The organism is Jejuia spongiicola, from assembly GCF_023502325.1.
GTDB classification, from domain to species: domain Bacteria; phylum Bacteroidota; class Bacteroidia; order Flavobacteriales; family Flavobacteriaceae; genus Wocania_A; species Wocania_A spongiicola.
Map to the genome: position 1 here is coordinate 148,141 of NZ_JAMFLZ010000001.1, position 25,699 is coordinate 173,839.

At 32.7% G+C, this 25,699-nt stretch carries 26 protein-coding genes and 1 tRNA gene; 15 read left to right on the top strand and 12 right to left on the bottom strand.

What is annotated here, in order from left to right:
* Position 1 precedes the first annotated feature (1 nt).
* The 5 genes from lepA to M3P09_RS00695 form a co-directional block, all read right to left on the bottom strand.
* Positions 2-1,798: a translation elongation factor 4 gene (lepA, locus tag M3P09_RS00675; RefSeq protein ID WP_099565117.1), complete on the bottom strand. Its 1,797-nt coding sequence runs from the start codon at positions 1,796-1,798 to the stop codon at positions 2-4.
* Positions 1,799-1,897: 99 nt separating this feature from the next.
* Complete coding sequence (locus tag M3P09_RS00680) at positions 1,898-2,077, bottom strand: hypothetical protein (protein ID WP_249971658.1); 180 nt, start codon at positions 2,075-2,077, stop codon at positions 1,898-1,900.
* Positions 2,078-2,099: 22 nt separating this feature from the next.
* Positions 2,100-2,306: a hypothetical protein gene (locus tag M3P09_RS00685; protein ID WP_099565115.1), complete on the bottom strand. Its 207-nt coding sequence runs from the start codon at positions 2,304-2,306 to the stop codon at positions 2,100-2,102.
* Complete coding sequence (locus M3P09_RS00690; RefSeq protein WP_249971659.1) at positions 2,303-3,697, bottom strand: radical SAM protein; 1,395 nt, start codon at positions 3,695-3,697, stop codon at positions 2,303-2,305. Before M3P09_RS00690 ends, M3P09_RS00685 begins: the two co-directional genes overlap by 4 nt.
* Entirely contained in the window at positions 3,687-4,430 is a 744-nt protein-coding gene (locus tag M3P09_RS00695) for a prolipoprotein diacylglyceryl transferase (protein WP_249971660.1), read from the bottom strand. Before M3P09_RS00695 ends, M3P09_RS00690 begins: the two co-directional genes overlap by 11 nt.
* A gap of 81 nt (positions 4,431-4,511) precedes the next feature.
* Between M3P09_RS00695 and M3P09_RS00700 the strand changes: the two genes are divergently transcribed.
* Complete coding sequence (locus M3P09_RS00700; protein WP_249971661.1) at positions 4,512-4,898, top strand: DUF4345 domain-containing protein; 387 nt, start codon at positions 4,512-4,514, stop codon at positions 4,896-4,898.
* Positions 4,899-4,921: 23 nt separating this feature from the next.
* Positions 4,922-5,917 carry a tRNA dihydrouridine synthase DusB gene (gene dusB, locus M3P09_RS00705; protein ID WP_099565111.1) on the top strand — a complete coding sequence of 332 codons (996 nt, stop codon included), beginning with the start codon at positions 4,922-4,924 and terminating at the stop codon, positions 5,915-5,917.
* Between the two features lie 165 nt (positions 5,918-6,082).
* On the opposite strand, the gene M3P09_RS00710 is transcribed toward dusB, so the two are convergent.
* From M3P09_RS00710 to rbfA, 3 genes are all read right to left on the bottom strand, one after another.
* Positions 6,083-7,315, bottom strand: coding sequence for a S41 family peptidase (locus M3P09_RS00710; RefSeq protein ID WP_249971662.1), 1,233 nt, complete (start codon positions 7,313-7,315; stop codon positions 6,083-6,085).
* A gap of 62 nt (positions 7,316-7,377) precedes the next feature.
* Positions 7,378-8,580 carry an ABC transporter permease gene (locus tag M3P09_RS00715; protein ID WP_249971663.1) on the bottom strand — a complete coding sequence of 401 codons (1,203 nt, stop codon included), beginning with the start codon at positions 8,578-8,580 and terminating at the stop codon, positions 7,378-7,380.
* A gap of 68 nt (positions 8,581-8,648) precedes the next feature.
* Positions 8,649-9,044, bottom strand: coding sequence for a 30S ribosome-binding factor RbfA (gene rbfA, locus M3P09_RS00720; protein WP_099565108.1), 396 nt, complete (start codon positions 9,042-9,044; stop codon positions 8,649-8,651).
* Positions 9,045-9,186: 142 nt separating this feature from the next.
* Here rbfA and mce point away from each other — a divergent pair, with 142 nt between their 5' ends.
* The 3 genes from mce (at position 9,187) to M3P09_RS00735 (ending at position 10,215) form a co-directional block, all read left to right on the top strand.
* Positions 9,187-9,591, top strand: a complete 405-nt coding sequence (gene mce, locus M3P09_RS00725) for a methylmalonyl-CoA epimerase (RefSeq protein ID WP_099565107.1) — start codon at positions 9,187-9,189, stop codon at positions 9,589-9,591.
* Positions 9,592-9,640: 49 nt separating this feature from the next.
* Positions 9,641-9,714, top strand: a tRNA-Ile gene (locus tag M3P09_RS00730).
* Between the two features lie 306 nt (positions 9,715-10,020).
* On the top strand, positions 10,021-10,215 hold the full coding sequence (locus tag M3P09_RS00735) for a PID-CTERM protein-sorting domain-containing protein (RefSeq protein ID WP_099565106.1): 195 nt from the start codon (positions 10,021-10,023) through the stop codon (positions 10,213-10,215).
* On the opposite strand, the gene M3P09_RS00740 is transcribed toward M3P09_RS00735, so the two are convergent.
* Entirely contained in the window at positions 10,216-10,815 is a 600-nt protein-coding gene (locus M3P09_RS00740) for a riboflavin synthase (protein ID WP_249971664.1), read from the bottom strand. It abuts the gene before it with no gap.
* Between the two features lie 65 nt (positions 10,816-10,880).
* On the opposite strand from M3P09_RS00740, the gene pdxA reads away from it, so the two are divergent.
* The 9 genes from pdxA to M3P09_RS00785 all read left to right on the top strand — a co-directional run bounded on the left by pdxA (position 10,881) and on the right by M3P09_RS00785 (position 19,044).
* Entirely contained in the window at positions 10,881-11,927 is a 1,047-nt protein-coding gene (gene pdxA / locus M3P09_RS00745; protein WP_099565437.1) for a 4-hydroxythreonine-4-phosphate dehydrogenase PdxA, read from the top strand.
* Positions 11,928-12,001: 74 nt separating this feature from the next.
* Entirely contained in the window at positions 12,002-12,541 is a 540-nt protein-coding gene (locus M3P09_RS00750) for a YceD family protein (RefSeq protein ID WP_099565104.1), read from the top strand.
* A gap of 8 nt (positions 12,542-12,549) precedes the next feature.
* Positions 12,550-12,753: a 50S ribosomal protein L32 gene (gene rpmF / locus M3P09_RS00755; protein WP_034042489.1), complete on the top strand. Its 204-nt coding sequence runs from the start codon at positions 12,550-12,552 to the stop codon at positions 12,751-12,753.
* A 180-nt stretch (positions 12,754-12,933) separates the two neighbouring features.
* A complete protein-coding gene (locus M3P09_RS00760) occupies positions 12,934-13,929 on the top strand; it encodes a beta-ketoacyl-ACP synthase III (protein WP_249971665.1) in 996 nt (331 codons plus the stop codon).
* Between the two features lie 28 nt (positions 13,930-13,957).
* A complete protein-coding gene (gene accB / locus M3P09_RS00765; RefSeq protein WP_099565102.1) occupies positions 13,958-14,443 on the top strand; it encodes an acetyl-CoA carboxylase biotin carboxyl carrier protein in 486 nt (161 codons plus the stop codon).
* A gap of 75 nt (positions 14,444-14,518) precedes the next feature.
* Entirely contained in the window at positions 14,519-15,871 is a 1,353-nt protein-coding gene (gene accC, locus M3P09_RS00770) for an acetyl-CoA carboxylase biotin carboxylase subunit (RefSeq protein ID WP_099565101.1), read from the top strand.
* 104 nt (positions 15,872-15,975) lie between these two features.
* Positions 15,976-17,478, top strand: coding sequence for a sulfatase family protein (locus tag M3P09_RS00775; RefSeq protein ID WP_249971666.1), 1,503 nt, complete (start codon positions 15,976-15,978; stop codon positions 17,476-17,478).
* Positions 17,479-17,482: 4 nt separating this feature from the next.
* The gene (locus M3P09_RS00780) at positions 17,483-18,592 is read left to right on the top strand and encodes an NAD(P)/FAD-dependent oxidoreductase (protein WP_249971667.1); all 1,110 of its coding nucleotides are present in this window, start codon (positions 17,483-17,485) and stop codon (positions 18,590-18,592) included.
* A 2-nt stretch (positions 18,593-18,594) separates the two neighbouring features.
* Positions 18,595-19,044: a GreA/GreB family elongation factor gene (locus M3P09_RS00785; protein WP_099565098.1), complete on the top strand. Its 450-nt coding sequence runs from the start codon at positions 18,595-18,597 to the stop codon at positions 19,042-19,044.
* Here the strand turns inward: M3P09_RS00785 and M3P09_RS00790 are convergent.
* Together M3P09_RS00790 and M3P09_RS00795 are read right to left on the bottom strand one after the other, a co-directional pair.
* A complete protein-coding gene (locus M3P09_RS00790; protein WP_249971668.1) occupies positions 19,036-19,959 on the bottom strand; it encodes an ABC transporter ATP-binding protein in 924 nt (307 codons plus the stop codon). The two genes, M3P09_RS00785 and M3P09_RS00790, sit on opposite strands and share 9 nt — an antisense overlap.
* A gap of 81 nt (positions 19,960-20,040) precedes the next feature.
* A complete protein-coding gene (locus tag M3P09_RS00795) occupies positions 20,041-22,200 on the bottom strand; it encodes a prolyl oligopeptidase family serine peptidase (RefSeq protein WP_249971669.1) in 2,160 nt (719 codons plus the stop codon).
* A 91-nt stretch (positions 22,201-22,291) separates the two neighbouring features.
* Between M3P09_RS00795 and M3P09_RS00800 the strand changes: the two genes are divergently transcribed.
* Positions 22,292-23,248 carry a M28 family metallopeptidase gene (locus M3P09_RS00800; protein WP_249971670.1) on the top strand — a complete coding sequence of 319 codons (957 nt, stop codon included), beginning with the start codon at positions 22,292-22,294 and terminating at the stop codon, positions 23,246-23,248.
* A gap of 10 nt (positions 23,249-23,258) precedes the next feature.
* On the opposite strand, the gene M3P09_RS00805 is transcribed toward M3P09_RS00800, so the two are convergent.
* The gene (locus tag M3P09_RS00805; protein ID WP_249971671.1) at positions 23,259-25,640 is read right to left on the bottom strand and encodes a TonB-dependent receptor plug domain-containing protein; all 2,382 of its coding nucleotides are present in this window, start codon (positions 25,638-25,640) and stop codon (positions 23,259-23,261) included.
* Positions 25,641-25,699 lie beyond the last annotated feature (59 nt).

Below are 25,699 nucleotides of genomic sequence, written 5' to 3' on the forward strand. Positions count from 1 at the left end.
TCTAATCATTCAACTTTAAAACCGCCATAAATGCTTGCTGTGGAATTTCAACATTACCTACTTGTCGCATACGCTTTTTACCTTTTTTCTGTTTCTCAAGCAACTTACGTTTACGAGAAATATCACCACCGTAACATTTTGCAGTTACATCTTTACGAAGTGCTTTAATAGTTTCGCGCGATACAATTTTAGCACCAATAGCTGCTTGAATTGGTATATCAAATTGCTGGCGAGGAATAAGCTCTTTTAATTTTTCGCACATCTTTTTACCAATTGATTGGGCGTTATCAGCATGTATTAATGCAGAAAGCGCATCAACAGGTAATGCATTTAGTAGAATATCTAAACGCACTAATTTTGATACTTTCATACCTATTGGATGATAATCAAAAGAAGCATAACCTTTTGAAACGGTTTTTAAACGATCATAAAAATCGAAAACAATTTCTGCTAAAGGCATTTCAAAAGTCAATTCAACACGCTCTGTTGTTAAATAGGTTTGATTTGTAATAATACCACGTTTTTCAATACAAAGCGACATAACATTGCCCACAAAATCAGCTTTTGTAATAATAGTAGCTTTTATATAAGGTTCTTCAACTCGGTTTACGGTTGAAGGCTCTGGTAAATCGGAAGGGTTGTTTACTATAAAAGCTTCATCAGGATTTTTATTAGTGAATGCGTGGTACGATACATTGGGAACTGTTGTAATAACAGTCATATCAAACTCGCGTTCTAAACGTTCTTGAATAATCTCCATGTGAAGCATGCCTAGAAACCCACAACGGAAACCAAAACCTAATGCTGCAGAACTTTCTGGAGCAAAAACTAACGAAGCATCGTTTAGTTGTAATTTTTCCATAGAGTTACGTAGCTCTTCATAATCTTCAGTATCCACTGGATAAATACCAGCAAAAACCATTGGCTTCACATCTTCAAAACCTTCAACAATATTGGTTGTCGGTTTAGCAAAATCGGTAATGGTATCACCAACCTTAACTTCTTTAGCGGTTTTTATGCCAGTAATTAAATAGCCAACATCGCCAGCTTTTACGCTTTGTTTTGCAACTTGATTTAGTTTTAAAGTTCCAACTTCATCAGCAAAGTACTCTTTATCTGTGGCTACGAATTTAATTTTTTGCCCTTTTTTAATTTCGCCATTAAAAACACGAAAATAAGTTTCTATTCCTCTAAATGTGTTATAAACCGAATCAAAAATTAAAGCTTGTAAAGGTGCATTAGGATCACCTTCTGGTGCTGGAACACGCTCAATAATAGCAGCTAAAATATTATCGACACCAAAGCCTGTTTTTCCACTGGCATGAATAACCTCTTCTGGGTCACAGCCTAAGAGGTCAACAATATCGTCGGTAACTTCTTCTGGGTTAGCGCTTGGTAAATCAACTTTATTAAGAACTGGAATAATTTCTAAATCGTTTTCTAAAGCTAAATATAAATTAGAAATGGTTTGAGCTTGTATACTTTGTGCAGCATCAACAATTAATAGTGCGCCTTCGCAGGCAGCAATAGAACGTGACACTTCATAAGAAAAATCTACGTGACCTGGGGTGTCTATTAAATTTAAAACATATTGTTCGCCATTATACTCATAATCCATTTGAATAGCGTGCGATTTAATAGTAATACCACGTTCGCGTTCCAAATCCATACTATCCAGCAATTGGTCTTGCTTTTCTCTGGCAGTTACAGAGCCAGTGTAATCTAATAAACGATCTGCAAGCGTACTCTTACCATGATCTATATGTGCAATGATGCAAAAATTTCTGATGTGCTTCATAAGTGAATCTATACCTAGATTTAATTTGCAAATATAGAGGAATTTAGTGAAGTTTAAAGCTGTTAAGCCTAATAAAAACTAATGGATTACTGAATATGATTACATCATCATGCTGCCGCAAATGCCCAGGCTTATTATTACGTATACGGCAGCAAGAATAAACAGCACTTTTGCTGCTTTTTTGTTTTTTTTGAGTATGGCAAACCCAACAATAGTTAATAGAATTGCTGGACCAAATATAATGGCAATAATTAAAAAAATTAAACCATCTAAATTCATATTTGGGCTTAAAAGAATCATATTAACTAGATAATATTGCGCCACAAACCCCTAGTCCTATGATGGTGTAAGCGGTAGCAATTATAAATAATACTTTGGCAGATTTAGGTTTGTTCTTTTTAATTGCAAAACCTATAATTGTCATTATTATTGCAGGACTTAATGCTAAAATTAAAAAAATTAGAATCATCCATATAATACCATTACCTATTTCTAAAAAGTGCGTCATATGACTTCATTTCTTAATTCCTCTAATCGCTCCTTCTTATCATCTCGATAAAACAAATTCATCGTTTCAAACGGAATAATTTTATTGTCTTTATCTACAATATGTACACACGATTTTTTAATTGCCCGTACATCAAAATTATAAGCATCAATGAATTGCATTATAATAATACGAAATAAATTGTCGTAACCCAGATTTGGAGCATCAATATTTGGAAGACAACACATGATAGATTTTAAGTTTTCTTCAGCTACTTCAACAGAATTCCCTGTACTAAACAGTTCAATCATCTTTCCATGAAGGTTTTCATCTTGTTCGTAAATAATGGTGTTTTTGCTATTATCTAATAAATCATTCGGATTTATATATCGTGTTAAAGGAAATACTTCACCGCCTAATTTTAGAGCATATCCCATAACTAAAGCATCGGGGTTACAGGGTACAGGTAACAAATCGTCTGGATTAAAAATAGAGGTTTGTTCTAATATTTTTCTGCGTACTTCGGTTAAGGTCATGCGATCGGTTTCTGGATTAAAATTATCTAATCGCCCTGCAATTTGTGTAGGCTGAAGTGTAACACCTCGAACACATTTCTGTTGGAGCGCATAGTTAATTATTTTTCCAATTTCGTGGTCATTCAAACCTTTTTGAAGAGTTACAACTAAGGTTGTAGACAAATTCAGTTTATTCAGGTTTTTTAACGCTTGTTTGCGAATATCATTCAGGTCTGCACCTCGTAATTCTTGTAGCACTTTGTTTTCAAAAGAATCAAACTGTAAATAAATTTCAAAATCAGGAGCATAACTTTTAAGTTGTTCTGCGAAAGCAAAGTCTTTAGCAATTTTAATACCGTTTGTGTTCAACATTAAATGCCTAATGGGTAGCGATTTAGCATAATCTAAAATCTCAAAAAACTGAGGATGTATGGTAGGTTCTCCTCCAGAAATTTGAACCACATCAGGCTCTTTTTCGTTTTTCACAATAGTATCGAGCATGGTTTTTATTTCACCCAAAGTACGGTGCCTTCCATAGGTTGGAGAAGAACCAGCATAGCAAGTTGGGCAGGTTAAATTGCAACGATCGGTTACTTCCACAACTGTTAAGCAAGAATGTTGCTCATGGTCTGGGCACAAACCACAATCGTAAGGGCAACCATAGTGTGTTTTGGTATTGAATGTATAAGGCGTTTCACTTGGCTTATTGTAGTTTCGCATGTTTTTATAATATTCAACATCATCAGCAATTAACACTTTAGAATTACCATGATCATTACATCGTTTTAACATATAAACCTTATCGTTTTCAAAAACTATTTTGGCATCAACCCGTTTTAAGCATTCAGGACATAGGCTTAAAGTAAAATCATAATAGGTATATTTTCTAACGGGCATATTTTATATTTTGAATGATAAACTTTGAATAATAGAACCAACAAATTACACATAAAAGTTGAATAGTGCTTAGTCCTAGAATGTAAAACACATTTGGTTTTAGAAATTCTATAAAGAACCTAAAGCCGAAGTATAGAACCATAAACCACTTAAATAAGTCTCCACTTTTTAAGCTATTACGTTTTTGTATGTGTTTTAAACTAAAAAACAGAATAATAAGGAATGCTAATTCATATAAGGATGTTGGATGGCGTAATACACCATCTCCTAGGTTCATACCAAAAACGGAAGTGGTTTCTATGCCGTAAGTAAACTCATTGGTTCCAGAAAGAAAGCAACCAATTCTACCAATGAAAATGCCTAGAATAATTGGAAACACAAATAGATCACCAGAAGATTGCATTTCATTAATGCGCTTTTTAGCAAACTCTACGCCTAACAACCCACCAAACAACCCACCCATAATGGTTTTGGTGTTGAGTAAATGAATAAAGATTTCTTTAGAAAATTCAATCATTGGGTTTTCTAAAAAACCAATTAACCGTGAGCCTACTAAAGCACCTAAAGCAGCACCCAGAATGATAGATAATCTATTATTTGAAGAAATAGTATCATTACTATTTCGTCTTAAAACCACATAATATCTATAGGCAATAAAAAAGGCTAAGTATTCTAAAACTAAATGAATATTGATATTGAAACCAAAGAGTTGTGGTTCGAATGGAATGAGCAAGGCATGAATTTTTTATAAATATAACGGATTTTTATATGCTAATAATATCTTTCTTACTTTTGATGAAACTGTAGGTTTAATATGACTTCTAAAAAACAAAACTTCATTTATAAAATACATTTAATCATTTCGGTAATTATTGTAGTTCCTGTTGCTTTCATTTATGGATTTGCACCCGATTCTGAATTTGATATTCACTTAAGTACCGTTGATGAGTTTAATGCTTTTAAAGCAGTTATGGGTTTATATATTGGGTTTTCATTACTCTGGATACTCGGTATTTTTAATGCAAAATATTTAAAAATTTCGCTGATAACCAATATGGTTTTTATGTTTGGTTTAGGTTTTGGAAGACTTATAAGTATAATAATTGATGGTATGCCAACAGATGCTTATGTGTATGGTACAATAGGTGAATTAATATTAGGATTTTGTAGTATTTGGGTGTTAACAAGAAAAAAATGGTAATTTTGCGCCAAAATTGAATCTACTTGGTAAAAATAGATAACATAGAACTACCAGATTTCCCATTGCTATTAGCTCCAATGGAAGATGTTAGTGACCCCCCGTTTCGTGCTTTATGTAAGGAGCAAGGTGCAGATGTGGTGTATACTGAATTTGTTTCAAGTGAAGGCCTTATTCGTAATGCAGCTAAAAGCGTTATGAAACTTGATATTTACGAAAAAGAGCGCCCTGTTGGAATTCAAATATTCGGTGCAAACTTAGATAGCATGCTACAGACTATTGATATTGTTTCGGCTTCAAAACCAGACATTATCGATATTAATTTTGGCTGTCCAGTAAAAAAAGTAGTAAGTAAAGGTGCCGGGGCTGGTATTTTAAAAGATATCTGCTTAATGGAACAACTTACTGCCGAAATGGTTAAACGCACCAATATTCCAGTTACAGTAAAAACACGTTTAGGCTGGGATCATGATTCTATAAAAATAGTTGAGGTTGCAGAGCGATTACAAGATGTAGGTTGTAAAGCGATTGCTATTCATGGACGCACACGAGCGCAAATGTATAAAGGTGATGCCGACTGGAAGCCTATTGCCGAGGTTAAAAATAATCCCCGAATGCATATTCCTGTATTTGGAAATGGCGACATAACTTCTCCAGAAAAAGCTATGGAAATGCGTGATAGTTATGGACTTGATGGCGCTATGATTGGGCGTGCAAGTATTGGGAATCCTTGGTTTTTCAAACAAGTAAAGCACTTTTTTAAAACAGGAGAACATTTAGCGCCTATTACTTTAGAAGAACGCGTTGATGCTGCTCGTAGGCATTTACAAATGGCTATCGATTGGAAAGGCGAAATTTTAGGTGTCTTTGAAACCAGAAGACATTATACTAATTACTTTAAAGGGATTCCACATTTTAAAGAATACCGAATGAAAATGGTAACAAGCGACGACTCAAAAGATGTATTTGCTGCGTTTGATGAGGTGCTCGAAAAGTTTGCAGGACATCAGTTTACAGAATAATTTATGGTTTGGCAAATGGCAAGCCACCGCGCTATTCGTTACTAGTTTTGGCTCGATGCTCGCCTCGCCAAAAGCTAACCACTACTATCGCTTTTGCATGTGTTTGCCAAGACTTTAATGTTATTCCGAATGTAGATAAAATTTAGAAAGGCCTGCAGTTTTGTTTTATTCGGTCATTTTGTTAATTAGCTCAATGCCTTTTTCAAGCACTTCGTCCTTTTTGTTTGTTGATTGCTTTACATAATTTGTTGGAACATACCTTTCTCTTATTGTTCCGTTTACATGATATAATTTTGCTGTTGAAAGTTTGTAACCATACTTTTGGTGCTTGAAACCAAAATCATAAACCTCGCCTGCTAACCGTCTCATTTCAGAGCCTACAACACCTGCTCTCCCCATTCCTTCAAAACCAATAGCGAGTCCTTCGCCCATACTCCCTGTCCATCGGCCAACTAATATTACTACTGGGTTTTTATACTGTTCATAACGTGGACTAACATATTCAATCCAACTTCTTTCAACATCTGGATTGTTTTCTGATTTTGCAATGTACGAATGCTTTTGATATGGTTTTGGCTCATCTATAAACCTACTCATAATACCACGAGCTTCGTATGAGTCTCCACCAAATATTGTATTTCTTAAATCGATAATTAAACCTTTTGTGTTTGATAAATCATTTAAGGCATTATCAAATTCACTTACCAAGTTGTCGTTTCCAAGTGAGTTGTTTATTCTTATTATTCCAACATCGTTAATAGTTTGGGTAGTTAGTAAACCATGGTTGTTCTTTATTTTGATTTTATCAATATCAAGCTCAATTTCTTTTTTATTGGATAACTTTAGAGTTAATACTCGGGGCTCATTATAGCGACCAGCTAAAACTTTATTAGCAATCCATTCTTTGATTTCAGGAACACTTTTGTTGCTACAATGTGTTGGAAAATCTTTGATGACTTGTTCAAAATCAATACCATTAAATTTTATAATTTCAGCTCCAATTATATCTTCACTCAGGTTTTCTATTTGAGTTTGCCAAACATTTGAAATTATAGGTTTTCCTCTTTCTATTATAGAATAAATAGGTGAGAAAAGGCGATATGAAGAATTTCTGTTGGTTCGTAAAGTAAGGTGATTATCATAGAACTCATTAAGTAAATATTCAAAAAACAATACTGTTTCTTCTTCAGTTTTTATGTTTTTTATTTGATTAGCATAATAAATTTTGATGCATTTTAGGTCTACGTTTTTATCCTGTAGGTAAACATAATTTAGCGATATATCATTTAAGATTTCGTTTAAATCTTCTTTGATTTTATTTTCATCAATACTGCTTTCTTGCGAATTAATGCAAGAAAAACTTAAAAGTATAATTAAATTTAAAAACAGTTTTTTCATCTATGCTACGATTATAGTTTGAAATTGAGCGAATGTTAAATGCATCAAACTAGTCCAAAATGTTAAGATTGGATTAGTTTTTTTGTAACTCTACTTGATGCCACTTTAGAGGCGATAATACCTAAAACAGTTATTGTAAAAAATACAATTATAAAGTTTTCTAATAAAATACTCATAGGATAAGCTAATGATGGAGTAATAGGTACAAAGCCAAATATTTTTTGCAAAACCACAATCAATAAAGCTATTAGTAAACCAATTATACACCCAACAATGGTCATTATTGAGCCATGAATAAAGAATATATTTCGTATTTTTTTTATGGGATGCCCTAGACTAAAAAGTGTTTTTAAGGATTGCTTTTTTTCTAATATCATCATTATTATTGAGCCAATAACATTAAAAATTAATAAACCAGACACTAAGGTTAGTAGTAAATAAACCAAAAGGTTTTCGCTGTTTAACATTTTATATAGAGCATCGTTAAGTTGGGCTCTGTTTTTTAAAATAATGTTATCGCCCAAAATGGCTTGAATATCTTCTTTTACTTTAAACTCATCAGCACCTTTTTTTAGCTTAAATTCTATAGCAGATACTTGGTTGGGTTTATAGTTTAGAAGGTTTTGCGCTAAACCAATAGGAGCAAAAACATAGGTGTCGTTTAAATTCTCGTTAATGTCAAAAACGCCAACATTAATAGCGTTAACAGAGTTAAACGCATTCTCAATCGAAGTAATTTGACCTTTTCCTGGTTTGGGAACATATAAATTTATGGCTTTGGCGTAATCTAATACGCCAAAAGACAGATTGTTTGATATGCCCCAACCAACTACTATCTGATTAGTTTTTTGATCAAACCAACTGCCTTGAGTGATTACAGAATCTATGTCAACTACTTTTTTAAATTGAGCGTCGACACCTTTTATTGAGGCTAAATAGTTTTTATCGTTTAAAGCAACAATAACACGCTCTTCAATAACTTTAGAAAACACAGCAACATCTTCTAAATTATTTAGCTTATTGATGTTTTCGTCTGTAATAAAAAAAGATTTCCCGATAGAAGCTTCGGCTTTCAAATCGGGGTCTACAACTGTAGAAAATTGTAGTGTAAAGTCTTTTAACCCTGCAAAACCAGATAGCACTATAAATAATGCTGCAGCACCTAATACAACCCCTACAACAGCAATGATGCTAATAATGTTGATAGCATTGTTACTGCTTTTTGAACGCAGATAACGTTTTGCGATATATAAGGAAACATTCATGCTTTAAATATAAAAAGAAAAATGAGTTTTTAATTTAAAGCATTTTGCTTTTGAGGATATTAAACCAATTACGATTTTTTTCGTTTGTCAAGAAATGATGGGTCTTTTATTGGGTTTTCGGTTCTTTTTAAGGACTTATCAATTTGATCAATATATTCTAAAGAGTCATCAATAAAAAACTCCAATTTAGGCATACGCCTTAATTGATGCTTAGTGCGTTGTGCTAATTCGTGCTTAATTAAAGGCGCGTTAGACTTTATGCCTTCAATAAGTGCAGCACCTTTATTATTAGGAAAAATACTTAAATACACTTTAGCAACAGAAAGATCAACCGTTACTTTCACCTTGGTTACCGAGATTAAAACACCTTGCATGCCACCTTGCGTAGCAGCATTTTGTAAAACATCAACCAAATCGCGTTGTAATACAGATCCTATTTTTTTTTGTCTTTGACTTTCTTCCAATTAATTATTTTTTATAAAGCACATGTTTTAAATAAGTTAAAATAAATATTTGTGCTTTTTTACAGTGCAAAAATAAAGGATATTTAAAGATTATCTTACTTTTGATTTGTAAAATTTATATATTAAACCAAAAGAAGCATTAATGAATAAGATTGAACATATTGGTATAGCGGTAAAAAGCCTTGATGATTCTAATAAGTTGTTTGCTAAGTTGTTTGGAGAAACACATTATAAAATAGAAGAAGTTGCTAGCGAAGGTGTAAACACATCGTTTTTTAAAGTAGGAGAAAACAAGATAGAATTGTTAGAAGGAACCAATGATGAGAGCCCTATTACTAAATTTATTGCGAAAAAAGGAGAAGGGATACACCATATAGCTTTTGATGTAAACGATATTAAGGCGGAGATAAAACGCTTAAAAAAGGAAGGTTTCAAAGTTTTAAACGAAACTCCAAAAAAAGGAGCAGATAATAAGCTGGTGGCTTTTTTGCATCCTAAATCTTCAAATGGTGTTTTAATTGAGTTGTGCCAAGAGATAAAGAAATAATTTTTCTTGCTAACAATTAAAATAAGTAGTAATATTGCACTCCAATTTCGGTCCCATAGCTCAGTTGGTTAGAGCACCTGACTCATAATCAGGTGGTCCTTGGTTCGAGCCCAAGTGGGACCACTTTTAGAAATTGTAAAGCCTTGCAGAAATGCGAGGCTTTTTTTAGCTTGTAACAATCTAAAAATCATACCTATATTTTAATTTTATATTCTTCCCAAATTATATATATTTGTTTTGTGAAAAAAAATTGAGGGATCATTTTTTTAATTCATATAATTTTATAGAAAAAAGCGCGTTTTTTAATAGGTATTTTAAAACAAGAATATTGCATTTCATCGATAAAATATAACGTTTCGTAGATGTTTTTTAATGAAATATTATATATTTGTTTTGCTAACTCGCTTTTTTTCATACATTTGCGTACCAATGACAATACAAAATAAAAGAATATTTGCCTCAATCTTATTTGTATTAATAAGTTTTGTGTGTGTCTCTCAAGGAAGTGGACCTCCACCACCTGCACCGCCAGTCCCACCTGGTACTCCCATAGATGGAGGGCTAATAGCAGGTGCTTGTTTTGCGCTATTTTATGGAGCTAAAAAGCTACTAAAAAGAAGCTAGTTATTTGTTAAAAAAGTTTGACTCTAAGAGCTTTGTAACATATTTTCCTAAAACATCAAATTCTAAATTCACCTCGGTTCCAACCATAAAGGTTTTAAAATTAGTATGCTCATAAGTATAAGGTATTATGGCAACACTAAAACTATCTTTTTTTGAGTTTACAACAGTTAAACTAGTTCCGTTAATAGTTATTGAACCTTTTTCAATAGTTAAATTATTTAGTTTAGAATCATAATTAAAAGTAAACACCCAACTCCCGTTGTCCTCTTCAATTTTGGTACAAATAGCAGTTTGGTCAACATGCCCTTGTACAATATGTCCGTCAAGCCTATCTCCTAGTTTCATAGCACGTTCAAGGTTTACCATATCGCTAACCCTTAAAGTTTCTAAATTAGTTTTGTCCAAAGTCTCTTTAATAGCAGTAACTGTGTATTCATCATCATTAATCTCAACAACAGTTAAACAAACTCCATTATGTGCGACACTTTGATCTATTTTTAATTCAGAAGAGATTGAACTCTTTATTGAAATATGAAGATTATTTAATTCTTTATTTAAAGAGGTAATAACACCTACGTCTTCAATAATTCCTGTAAACATAATATTATCTGTTTATTTGGTTAAATTTGCAACATCAAAATTACAAACAAAAGTTGTCATTTTTTATGAAGAAAGCAGAAAATATAATTGTAGGCATATCTATAGGAGACTTAAATGGTATTGGTGGCGAAATTGTTTTAAAAACATTTGAAGATAATAGGATTTTAGATTTTTGCACACCAATAATATTTGCTTCTTCGAAAACTATTGGGTTTTTAAAAACGCATTTTAAATCGACAATAAGTTTAAATAACATTAAAAACATAGAGCAATTAGCTCATGGAAAAGTTAATGTATTGAATTGTTGGAACGAACATGTAGAAATACAATTTGGAAAAGAAGACGTTAAAATAGGTGAGTTTGCTATTAAATCATTACAAGCGGCAACAAAAGCATTAAAAAACAATGCCATTGATGTATTAGTAACCGCACCTATTAATAAGCACAATATACAATCTGATGTATTTAATTTCCCAGGGCACACCGATTATTTAGCTAAAGAACTGGAAGGAGAAAGCCTAATGTTTATGGTAAATGATACTTTAAGAGTAGGATTGTTGACAGATCATGTTCCTGTAAAGGATATTGTAGAGCATATCTCAGAAGAATTAATTATTAAAAAAATAGAGACTGTTTATAAATCTCTTGAGAAAGATTTTAAAATAAGAAAACCAAAAATTGCCGTTTTAGGTATTAACCCTCATACAGGTGATAATGGAGTAATTGGTAGTGAAGATGATGATGTATTAAGACCAACACTTGAAAAAATTAAAAATGAAGGCAAGCTAGTTTACGGGCCTTATGCAGCCGATAGTTTTTTTGGATCAAACAACTACAAAAATTTTGATGCCATTATAGCAGCGTATCACGATCAAGGGTTAATACCATTTAAAACATTATCTTTTGGACAAGGTGTTAATTATACAGCAGGCTTAAATAAAGTTAGAACATCTCCAGATCATGGTACAGCATATGAGATAGCAGGAAAAGGGTTAGCTGATGAAAACTCATTTAAAGAAGCCATGTTTACTGCCATAAAGATATTTAATAACAGGTTTGATTACGAGCAACTTACTTCAAATCCGTTAAAAAAAGCACCAAAAAAGATGTAAACAAAAAAATGTTTATAAGTAGAGTTGAGTAAATAAAAAAGTTATATATTTGCAGGCTCAAAATAGATGTGATAATGAAGCCATTGAAAGAGTTTACAATTCCATTTGTAGGGTTAAAGATAGGGAAGCATCATTTTGAGTATAAAATTGAGCAAACGTTCTTTGAGCATTTTGAGTATGAGGAGTTTAATGATGTAAACATTCAAGTTGATGTTGAATTAGAAAAAAAAACAACACTACTAGAGTTACACTTTAAAGCTTCAGGGTATGTTAATATTAATTGCGATTTAACAAACGAACCATTTAATCAAACTATTAAAAATGAATTTGATTTAGTGGTTAAGTTTGGAGATGAATATAATGATGAAAACATTGATATTCTAATTGTTCCTCATGGAACTTACGAGATTAGTATCCAACAATATATATACGAATTAATTGTACTTTCTGTACCAATCAAGCGTGTACACCCTGGAATTGAAGATGGTACACTAAACTCAGAAATACTTGAAAAACTAGAAGAATTAAGCCCAAAGCTTAAAGAAAATAAAGACACTAACGAGGAAATTGACCCTCGATGGAATACATTAAAGAAATTATTAACGGATAAATAATATAAAAAATGGCACATCCTAAAAGAAAAATCTCTAAAACAAGAAGAGATAAAAGAAGAACACATTATAAAGCAACTGCGCCACAGATTGCTACATGCCCAACAACAGGTGAAGCTCACTTATATCACAGAGCACACTGGCATGAAGGGAAACTATATTACAGAGGTCAAGTTTTAATTGACAACTCAGAAGAAGTAGAAAACGTAGCATAAATACTATGCACGCATATTATAAAACGCTCACCTGTGAGCGTTTTTTTTATGATATGTGTTTTCTAAAAGACAAAAACGTATAATTTGTGTGTTATTTAGCTAAAATTTAGTAGTTTTCACGAAATTTTGAACGTTTTTGTCCAATTTTAATGTTTTTTTGGTCAAATTAACTATAAAGTTATGAGTAAAACCTCAGCGGCGATTACAGCTGTAGGCGCGTATGTGCCAGAATATGTATTAACCAATCAAATTCTTGAGACAATGGTTGATACAAACGACGAATGGATAACTAGTAGAACAGGAATAAAAGAACGTCGTATACTTAAGGGCGAAGGCAAAGGAACTTCTTTTTTAGCTATTAATGCAGCTAAAGACCTTATTAAAAAAAGAGGAATAGATCCCAAAGATATAGAGCTTGTAATTGTTGCAACAGCAACACCAGATATGAAAGCAGCATCAACTGCGGCTTTTACAGCAAGCAACATTGGAGCTGTTAATGCTTTTTCTTTTGATTTAGACGCTGCTTGCTCAAGTTTTCTTTTCGGAATGTCGGTCGCGGCGAAATATATAGAATCAGGAAGTTATAAAAATGTACTTTTAATTGGTGCAGACAAAATGTCTTCAATGATTAATTATAAGGACAGAGCTACGTGCATTATATTTGGAGATGGTGCCGGGGCTGTTTTGTTTGAACCAACAGAAGAAAATGTTGGATTAAAAGATGAATACCTTAGAAGTGATGGAACAGGCAGAGAATTTTTGCAGGCAACATACGGAGGCTCATCATTTCCAATAACAGCAGAAGCGATTGAAAAAGGGGAGCATTGTGCTTTTCAAGAAGGAAGAACCGTATTTAAGAATGCCGTGTTTAATATGGCAGATGCAACCGTTAAAATTTTAGAACGAAATAATTTAACCAAAAATGACGTTGATTGGTTAGTAGCACATCAAGCTAATAAACGCATTATTGATGCTACAGCCAACAGAATAGAGTTGGAAGAAGAAAAGGTAATGATGAATATACATAAGTATGGTAATACAACATCAGCGACCTTGCCTTTACTTTTAAGTGACTACGAATCACAATTAAAGAAAGGAGACAATTTAATATTTGCCGCTTTTGGAGGCGGATTTAATTGGGGGTCTATTTATTTAAAATGGGCATATAATTCATAAAACTAACCACTAACTAATAAGCAAAATTATGGATATTAAAGAAATTCAAAATTTAATTAAGTTTGTTGCCAAGTCTGGTGCTAGCGAAGTTAAATTGGAAATGGATGATATAAAAATCACTATTAAAACAGGGTCAGAATCTGATACTACAATTGTACATCAAGTACCAGCTACTCAAATTCCTCAAGTAGCAGCAGCACCTGTAGTAGTCGAAGCTAGTGCTCCAGCAGCAGCTCAACAACCTGAAGCTCCAGCAGCAACAGAAGATTCAAAATATATAACTATAAAATCACCAATAATAGGAACATTTTATAGAAAGCCATCACCAGATAAACCTCTATTTGTTGAGGTGGGGCAAACTATAGCAGAAGGAGATGTGTTGTGTATTATTGAAGCTATGAAACTTTTCAATGAAATAGAATCTGAGGTTTCAGGAAAGGTAGTTAAGATTTTAGTTGATGACTCTTCGCCTGTGGAATTCGATCAACCATTATTTTTAGTAGATCCATCATAACCAAATTTAAAATTCCAAAATACAATTTCTGATTTATAGGAGTTTGGAATTTGAGATTTTAAATATTTAAAAGTTATGTTTAAAAAAATATTAATTGCCAACAGAGGAGAAATAGCATTACGTGTTATTAGAACCTGTAAAGAAATGGGCATTAAAACTGTAGCAGTATACTCTACAGCTGATGCAGATAGTTTACATGTCAAGTTTGCTGATGAAGCCGTATGTATTGGTCCACCAGCAAGTAGTGAATCATATTTAAAAATGTCTAATGTTATAGCTGCTGCTGAAATAACAAATGCAGACGCTATTCACCCTGGATATGGGTTCTTATCAGAAAATGCAAAGTTTTCTAAAATTTGCGAAGAGCACGACATTAAATTTATTGGTGCTTCACCTGAGATGATTGACAGAATGGGAGACAAAGCTAACGCGAAAGCAACTATGCTTGCTGCAGGTGTACCTTGTGTGCCAGGAAGCGAAGGCATTATTGAGTCTTTCGAAGAATGTGAAAAAACAGCAAAAGAAACAGGTTACCCTGTTATGCTTAAAGCATCCGCTGGTGGTGGTGGAAAAGGTATGCGTGCTGTTTGGAAACCAGAAGATCTTAAAGATGCTTGGGACTCAGCGCGTCAAGAATCCAAAGCAGCATTCGGAAATGATGATATGTACATGGAAAAGCTTATTGAAGAGCCTAGGCATATCGAAATTCAAATTGTTGGAGACTCTACTGGTAAAGCATGCCATTTATCAGAAAGAGATTGTTCTGTACAACGTCGTCATCAAAAACTAACGGAGGAAGTTCCTTCTCCATTTATGACAGCAGCCCTTCGTAAAAAAATGGGAGAAGCTGCAGTTAAGGCATCAGAATATATTAAATATGAAGGTGCAGGAACAGTAGAGTTTTTAGTCGATAAACATAGAAACTTCTACTTTATGGAAATGAATACACGTATTCAAGTAGAACACCCAATAACTGAACAAGTAATAGATTTCGATTTAATTCGAGAGCAAATTCTTGTAGCAGCTGGGGTTCCAATTTCAGGTAAAAATTATACACCAAACTTGCATTCAATTGAGTGCAGAATAAATGCTGAAGACCCGTTTAATGACTTTAGACCATCACCAGGAAAAATAACAACTTTACATGCTCCTGGCGGTCATGGTGTTCGTTTAGATACTCATGTTTATGCGGGCTATTCTATTCCTCCAAATTATGATTCTATGATTGCTAAGTTAATTACAACGGCGCAAACTAGAGAAGAGGCTATTAACAAGATGAAACGTGCTTTAGATGAATTTGTAATTGAAGGTATCAAAACCACTATTCCATTTCATAGGCAACTAATGGATCATCCAGATTATTTAGCAGGAAATTATACTACTAAATTTATGGAAGATTTTGTAATAGAAAAACAAATTGAAGAATAAATAATAGGACTCCGAAAGCAATTTCGGAGTTTTTTTTTAATTTAGATTTTTTAACCTAATAAAAAGCCAAGACTTTAAAACTTATGAAGACTTACAGCAAAATTTTGAGTATAATTTTTTTAATTGTTTTTGTGAGTTGTAAAGATGATTCTAAAAAAGATTCAGAAATAAACAAAAAGAAAAACCATCCAAATATCGTTATAATTTATGCAGATGATTTGGGTTTTGGAGATGTAAGTAGTTATGGCTCCACAGAGTTGTTAACCCCAAACATAGACCGTATAGCTAATGAAGGGATTAGATTTACAAACGGATATGCAACATCACCAACTTGTACACCTAGTAGATATTCGTTATTATCTGGGACATATCCTTTTAGAACAAAAAGAGCAAAAGTTTTACCAGGAAATGCTCCTTTACTTTTTGAATTAGGAAAACAGACACTACCTTCAATGCTACAAGAAGCCGGATATCAAACAGGAGTTGTAGGTAAATGGCATTTAGGTTTGGGAGATGCCAAAATGAATTGGAATAAAAAAGTTGCTCCTGGACCGTTGGAAATAGGGTTTGATTATGCATATATTATGGCCTCTACTAATGACAGAGTACCATCTGTATATGTCGAGAACCATAAAGTTGTTGGCTTAACCGATAAAGACTCTATTTATGTAAGTTATCAAAAGAATTTTGAAGGGGAGCCTACTGGTAGAGAAAACCCAGAATTATTGAAAGTACACCCAAGCCATGGTCACGATATGAGTATTCACAATGGAATTTCAAGAATTGGTTATATGAAAGGTGGGAAATCGGCTTTATTTATTGATGAAAATATGGGTGATGATTTTTTAAAAGAATCTATTAAGTATATTAATAAAAATAAAGACAATCCGTTTTTTCTATTTTATGCATTACATCAGCCCCATGTACCTAGAGTCCCACATCCTCGTTTTGTAGGTTCGTCTGGACAAGGACCAAGAGGCGATGTTATTGTTGAAGCGGATTGGGCCATAGGTCAATTTTTGGATGAGTTAGATAAGTTAGGGCTTTCTGAAAACACCATAGTTGTTTTTTCTAGTGATAATGGCCCTGTTTTAGATGATGGTTATAAAGACGATGCTGTTGTTAAAATAGGAAAGCACACCCCTAGAGGAGGGCTGAGAGGAGGAAAGTATAGTCTTTTTGATGCAGGAACTCACGTGCCTTTTATGGTTAGGTGGAAAGGAACAATAAAACCAGGGGTTTCAGATGCATTGGTGTCTCAAATGGATTTTACGGCGTCTTTTGCATCTTTAACAGGACAAACCAATACAACTCCTGATAGTGAAAATATATTAGATGCATTTTTAGGAAAATCTTCGACAGGTAGACAGGGTCTTATTTTGGGGCAGAATGGTATTACAACATACAGACAAGGAGATTGGGTTTTGATTCCACCTCATAAAGGGTCGAAAATGACTAATAAATGGGTAAATATAGAAACAGGCAGAGATACTATATATCAGCTATATAATTTAAAAGAAGATAGAGCACAGCAACATAATTTAGCATTATCTTATCCAGATAAGTTAGAAGCATTAAAGTTGGCTTTAGAGCAAGAAAAAAAATAATACTTTGAACTTATCTTATTGGGAAATTAAATCATGGCTTACTAATGTAGATTATACTATTGTTGGTAGTGGTATTGTTGGTTTAAATTGCGCACTACAGCTTAAAAAGCGTTTTCCCAAATCCAATATTTTAGTTTTAGAAAAGGGTGTTTTACCACAAGGGGCTAGTACTAAAAATGCTGGATTTGCATGCTTTGGCAGTTTAAGCGAAATTGTAGATGATTTAAAGTCACATTCTGAAGAAGAGATTATTCAGCTTGTTAAAAAAAGAATTGATGGGTTACAATTAATGCGTCAAACTTTAGGAGATAAAACGATTGATTACCATCAACTTGGAGGTTATGAGTTGTTTTCTAATAATGATGATTTATTAGAAGAATGTTTATCAAAAAAAGAACAAATAAACACTTTGTTGAAGCCTTTTTTTGCTAACGATGTTTATAGTTTAAAAGAAAACACTTTCCACTTTCAGAACATAAAAGCTAATTATATTTTCAATCAATTTGAAGGGCAGATAGATACTGGAAAAATGATGGAGTCCTTGCTTAATAAAGTACAACTATTGGGTATTAAAATACTAAATAATATAGCTGTTAAGAGTTTTTCAGAAGACTTAAATGCTGTAAAAGTAAAAACTAATCAGTTTGAGTTTTCAACTTCAAAATTATTAATTGCTACAAATGGCTTTGCATCACAGCTTTTAGAAGAAAATGTAAAACCAGCTCGCGCACAAGTTTTAATTACAAAACCAATTAGAAACTTACACATAAAGGGTACGTTTCATTTAGATAAAGGTTATTATTATTTTCGAAATATTAATAATCGGATTTTACTGGGTGGTGGGAGGAATTTGGATTTTAAAGCAGAAGAGACTTCGGCGTTTGGGCAGACAGAGCTTGTTCAAAATAAGCTAGAAGGTCTTTTAAAAATGACTATTCTACCAAACATCCCTTTTGAAATTGATTCTAGATGGAGTGGCATTATGGGCGTAGGAAACCAAAAAAAAGCTATAGTTAAGCAATTAAACAATAATGTGTTTTGTGGTGTTAGACTTGGAGGAATGGGGGTTGCTATAGGCAGTTTAGTAGGAAAAGAATTAGCAGAACTAATATAATAATGGCAATCAAAAAAGAATTATTCAATCTATGTCTTGAATTTACAGACAGCAGATTACAAACTATTCAAAAGACTATAGCTGAAATTCAAGAATCATTAACATCTGAAACCAAAAGTAGTGCTGGAGATAAGCATGAAACTGGTCGTGCGATGCTACAGTTAGAAAGAGAAAAGGCAGGAAATCAATTAGCCGAAATTATCAAAATAAAAGAGACACTTTCAAGAATAGATATAGATAAATCTATTAAAACAGTTGGGTTGGGAAGTGTAATTTATACTACTGTAGCTAATTATTATTTAGCAATTAGTGCAGGAGAGCTAAGGACAACTAATGATAAATTTTATGCTATTTCTCCGAGCACTCCAATAGGACAATTACTAATTGGAAAAACAATAGATGATGAGATTGTTTTTAGAAATCAAAAATTTAAAATTAAAAAACTATTGTAATTTATTTTTCTTAATATTAAGAGATGTTTTTAAACCAGGTTTTAAAGACTTAAAATGCTCAAAAAAGATAGATTTACCATCTAAATCTGCCTCAACCAAATAGTAATTACCTTTAAAATAACATTTAACTACAGTTACTTTAAGCTCTGATTTTTCAACAATTTCAAGTTGATGAGCATAAACAATTTTATCATTTATAGTATTAAACTCTCCAAAAAACGAAGCAATTAAAGGTGTTTTTGGATTATTATATATGTCTTCAGGTTTGCCATTTGCTATAATTTCTGCATCGTGTAAAACAATCATTTGATCAGAAAACGGTAATACATCTTCTTTGTCGTGTGTGGCTACTATGCAAGTAATGTTTTTTTCTTTAAGATATTTAAACAGGCTTCGTCGTAAAGATTGCTTTTTAAAATTATCTATGTGACTAAACGGCTCGTCCAATAAAATTATTTCTGGTTGTTTAGCTATTGCTCTAGCTAAAGCTACTCTTTGTTTTTGTCCACCGCTAAGATACTTTACTTTTGTATTAGCAAAAGGCATTAGCTCAACTACATTTAAAAGCTCTTTAATGCGTTCTTTTTTTTCTTCAGGATAAAAGTTGGATAGGAAAGCTCCAATATTTTCAGCTACCGTAATAAAAGGCATCAAATCAAATTCTTGAGCAACATATTTCATGTATTCTGGACCAATAATAAGGTTGTGTTTTGGCCCAAGAATTTCTTCATGTTTCCAGAATATTTGCCCCTCACTTAAATCATATGTTCCGTATAATAATTTTAGAAGTGTACTTTTTCCTGAACCGCTTTCCCCTATAATTGAATAGTGTTCACCTTGATTTACGTTAAAAGAAACAGCTTTTAAAACGGGTGTTTTTTTATAACTAAATAGTATGTTTTTAACTTGAAGCATAAAGTTTTAAGAATTGCAAAAATAGTATAAAAAAAATTCGCCCTAAATGAGCGAATTTTTAAATATTCTTTAAGTAGGATATTACCCTTTTATTTTTTCTTTTGTTTTACTTGGTAATACATCAAACCCCATGTTATAAAGGGTAAAACCAAAGATGTCAGCATATTGCTCAATAGTTTTACTTACCGGTGTTCCAGCACCATGACCAGCATCAGTTTCAATGCGTATTAATGTTGGGTTAGTTCCTGTTTGTTTACTCTGTAATTCGGCAGCAAACTTAAAACTATGCGCAGGTACTACTCTATCATCGTGATCTCCAGTAGTTACTAAAGTCGCAGGGTATTCAACACCTTCTTTTACATTATGTACAGGAGAGTATCCTTTTAGATATTCAAACATTTCTTTGCTTTGCTCGGCAGTACCATAATCGTAAGCCCAACCTGCTCCAGCTGTAAAAGTATGGTAGCGAAGCATATCTAAAACACCAACAGCGGGCAATGCAACTTTGGCTAAATCTGGACGTTGAGTCATTACAGCCCCAACTAATAAACCACCATTAGAACCACCTCTGATAGCTAGATAATCTGAAGACGTATAATTCTTTTCAATCAAATATTCACCTGCCGCAATAAAATCATCAAATACATTTTGTTTCTTCATCTGAGTTCCTGCATCGTGCCATATTTTACCGTATTCACCACCACCACGTAAGTTAGGGACGGCCAATATACCACCTTGCTCCATCCAAACAGCATTGGTTATGCTAAACGAAGGAGTTAGGCTTATGTTAAAACCACCATAGCCGTATAAAATTGTTGGGTTTTTTCCATTAAGCTCTAAGCCTTTTTTATGTGTAATCATCATTGGTATTTTGGTACCATCTTTTGATGTGTAAAATACTTGATTACTTTCAAAAGCATCACTGTTGAAATTGATACTAGGTTTCCAGTATAATTCAGATTCGCCAGTTTCGACATTATATTTATAAATACTAGTAGGTGTATTGTAGTTGGTAAAAGAAAAGTAATCTGTTTTTTCTTCTTTTTTACCTCCAAAACCATTTGCGGTTCCTAATCCAGGAAGCGATACGTCTCTCACTAAAGCTCCTTTATAATCGTATTGTTTAACTTGGGAAATCGCATCAACCATATACTTAGCAAAGAAAAACCCACCTCCAGTTGAGGGGCTTAAAACGTTTTCAGTTTCTTGAATAAAATCTTCCCAAACCTCTGGCGTTGGATTTGAGGCATCCACGGTTACAACTTTTTTATTTGGAGCATTTAAATTGGTTACTAAAAACAACTTGCTTCCTTCGTTTTCAATAACATAAGTATCGCTATCTGTGTGATCTAAAATAGTTACTAGTTCGCTATCTGGAACAGATAAATCTTTTATAAATAGCTTGTTTCCAGATGTAGATTTTTTGGCAGAAACTATTAAATAGCGATTGTCTTCGGTTACACTAGCAAAAATGTAACGATGTTTTTCTTCAGGTGTTCCACCATAAACTAATACATCTTCTTTTTGAGGAGTCCCTAATTTATGATAATAGACTTTATGCTGATCGGTTTTTGCAGAAAGCTCACTTCCTTTCGGTTTATCATAACTAGAATAATAAAACCCTTCGTTTTTATACCAAGAAATACCACTGAATTTTATGTCTTTAAGTGTGTCTTCAACAACTTCTCGAGTTTCAGGACTCATAACAATAATTTTTCTCCAATCGCTTCCGCCTTCAGAAATTGAATACGCCAGCATGTTACTATCTTTTGAGAAATTTAAACCACTGCCCATAGAAATTGTACCGTCCTCAGAAAAAGTGTTGGGATCTAAAAACACTTCAGCTTCTTCATCTCCCTTTTTTCTGTAATAAACATTTTGATTCTGTAAACCATCATTTTTTGAAAAATACGTGTACTCACCTTCAATAAACGGTGAGCCTACTTTTTCATAATTCCATAGTTTTGATAGACGCTCTTTAAGCTCGCTTCTAAATGGAATACTATCTAAATAGCCATAGGTACTTTTATTTTGTAATTTCACCCATGCTTCAGTTTCTTTACTTCTATCATCTTCTAACCAGCGGTAAGGGTCTTTTACTTCTACATCAAAATATGTGTCTACAGTATCTACTGTTTTCGTTTCGGGATAATTCACAATTACTACATTTTTTTCTTTTTTATCATTTTTGCACGCCATAATAATGGTAAGTACTAAAAGATTAAGTATTATTTTTTTCATGATTGATAAATTTATTCCTCAAAAATAAACAAAACCAATGAAAGTTGTAGTTAACATATTATATATTTGAGATTATAAAAACGGTGAGTTTATGAGTAAGTTTTTTTTGTTTTTGCTGTTAATTATTATTAACCATAATATGTATTCTCAATCTGATATTACAGAGAGCGAATTAAAAGATCACTTATTATTTTTAACTTCAGAAACAAATGCAGGGCGATACCCTGGTGGAAAAGAAAACAAACGTGTTGTTAAGTATTTAAAAAATGAATTTAAAAAAATAAGAATTATACCTTTTGACTTAGGGTATAAGCAAGTCTTTAAAGCAACACTTAGAATAGAAAAAGGAGCTGATAAAAAACCTGTTGTAAAAACCTGTAATGTTGTAGGGTTTATTGAAGGTAATGATACGGTTCTTAAAAACGAATATATTGTTCTAGGCGCACATTATGACCATTTAGGTTTAGGCGGACCATCGTCAAAATCTGATAAGAAAAATACAATTCATTATGGAGCAGATGACAATGCTAGTGGAACAGCAGCTTTATTAGAAATTGCTGAAAAAATAGCTTCTAATAAAAGCCTACTAAAACGAAGCATTATTTTTATTGCCTTTGGGGCAGAAGAGCAAGGCTTATTAGGAAGTAAATATTTTGTTGAAAATCCTTTAGTGCCATTATCGCAGATTAAGTTAATGATTAATATGGATATGGTTGGCAGATTAAATAAAGAAAAGCATGTTTATATGGGTGGAGCTGGCACTTTCCCTGATGGCGTAAATTTTATGCAAACCTTAGGAAAATCATTAGGTCTAAACCCTATTGTGCATGCAGGTTCAGTTGGCGGCTCTGATCATGTATCCTTTTACAGAAAAGGGATTTCGGTTTTGGGGATGCATACAGGAGGCCATCCTCAATACCATACACCTGAAGACACAGTTGATTTAATAAATATTAATGGACAAAAACAGGTTTGCGAATATATTTATAAAACCATTATGAAGCTTGCAGCTACCAATTATGAAATGGAGTTCATTAAACAAGATTAAAAGCATGTAGCTAATTTACATCAAAATAGGCTACAGATTTAAAAGGTGTTCCATTGGAAGTAATGCCTTCTAGCAAAACTTTATAGGTAGCCGATTTATTGGCAGTGTTAAATGTTATTTTCGTGTTTTCAGATGGGTTTAGTTTCAAATCGGGATTCCAATAGAGTGTTGAGGAGTTATTTTCATCTTGATTAAATTTTCTTGCTTGGTAAAACCCTGGGTGATAAAAACTAGTAGTTACATTCCTATTGTTTTTTTCCTCATTTTCTTCTGAACCATCTACTGTATAAACAGCTATAATACCACCTCCTCCTCTAGACCCATAAACAGATGCTCTTACAGCTTGTATAACATCAATGAAATCTATATCAAAAATTGGTAATGAAAGAATTTGATCACGATCAGTAGGTAAGCCATCAAGCAAAAATAAAGGTTCATTATTTCCTGTTAATGAATTCCTCCCTCTTAATGTTATATTATCTCCTATTACATGTACCCCAGGAAACTTACCTTGTAAAGCTTGAATAGGATTATTAGCCGATGGAGAAATGCGTAAATTTTTAAAATCTAAAGTATGAGATGGGCTTAAATATAATGATGCTTTTCTTTTTTTTGAAAACCTATCTAAACGTTTTTTAATAGCATTAATCTTTACTTTATCTAACTTAACTTCGCCTTTTTGAGGTGCAAATCCTATATTCTTATTTTGCTCTATTTTAGAATCTAAAACTATATTACCATTAGAAGTACTAGCGTATTTGTGTTGAGGCGGAATAGTGGAGTCTAACACAATAATAAAATCTTTACTATAATAGCTAGCTTTTAATCTTTTAGCTTTAATTGCTACAAAAGTTCTTTCGTCAAAATTAAGCCCATCAAAACTAAAACGACCTAAATCATCGGTTACCGTTTTATCATGCCCAATTTCATTGCCATTTTTATATGTAACCGTTACACTGGCTTTTACAGGTTTGCCTTTATGTATTTCTTTAACTGTTCCTTTTAAGTTTAAACCAGATTCAGGCGAAAACTTTAATTCATTATTTTTTGGGGTGTCTTCACTTAAAATGAGTTTGCCATCCTGAGAAATTAATAATTGGTTTAATATTTTTTTTCTGTTTAAATCATTTGAAGAATAAATATCAAACTGTTCAATATTATCTCTTATTTCAGGGTTTAAAAGCAAATGAGATTTTATGTCTAAATCACTAGCATCATTCTTTGAAGGATTAACTTGTGTAACTGATATTGACATGTTTGCTTTTATGTTTTCTTCTAATAGTTGGTCAAAATTAATTTCAATTTCAGCTATGTCATTCTTCTCAAAAGTTTCTTTTAATGGAGTTAAGGTTACCTTTTGATCTAAATTATTAGTGTCAATAAAGGCAATTTCATCACTTAATATAGTGCCGTTTTTATTTAAAAGTTGAAACTGTATTAACCCCTGTTCTAAGTCAGATTTAGGTATATCTATAGCAATCTCAGCATTTTCTCCATTCAATTTAGCACGACAAACAATATCTCCTTTTTGCATGCCTAATAACTCAAAGTTATCCATGCCATTAAGCAAAGAGGAGTACACATTTACTCTGTATCCATTATATGTTTTATCAATTCTAATTGTGGCACTATTATCTTTAACTGGAGGTAAGGAGTAAGTGTTTTTTTCTCCATTAAGAGAAACAATTGCGGTATATGTTCTGCCTTTTTGAGGAATAAATTGAAAGCTCCCTAAACCTAATTCAGAAGTTTCAAAATGGAGGACTTTATTATTGGTGTCATCAAAAACTTCACCAGTTACAATTTCCCCTTTTCTTAAAGGTTTTGTTGCTTTAACAACTATTCTATTTAAAAAACCACTAACTAGATTACCACCTTCAGGCGAAAAACTAATATGCGGTTTTAAAGGGGTTGTATTGGTATTAAAACTGTGATTTGATTTTACGGTATTCAGATAAATTTTTTTCACAAAGAAATAAGAGTCATCAAAATTTCTCATAAAATTGGTATAGGCTCTTATAGTATATTCGCCATTTGGTAATGCTGTAGGCAATTTAAAATCGCCATTCCCAGTACCTGCATTAATCTTAATTGTTTTAGTTTCTATTATTGTATGGTTTGGGCCAATTAAATCGACATAAACGACTTTACTTAAAGATTCTGGTTCATGATTTATAGCATTAACTAAGTATATTTTATACCATATATCATCCCCTTGATTGTAAAATGTTTTATCAAAATGAATGTAAATTTTTTCTTTTGAAAAAGAAATATCTTTTGATTCATTATTATTAATTAATGAATCTGTATTATATGAAAAAGCGGATAGTGATAATAAAACAAAAATCAGATTAATCCACGCTGAACTTAAAGAAGTGAAGATTGGTTTCATAAAAAGTGTTTTTTGGTTACATGTAGTCTTTATACCACAAAAATCGTGCCGTTTTTATA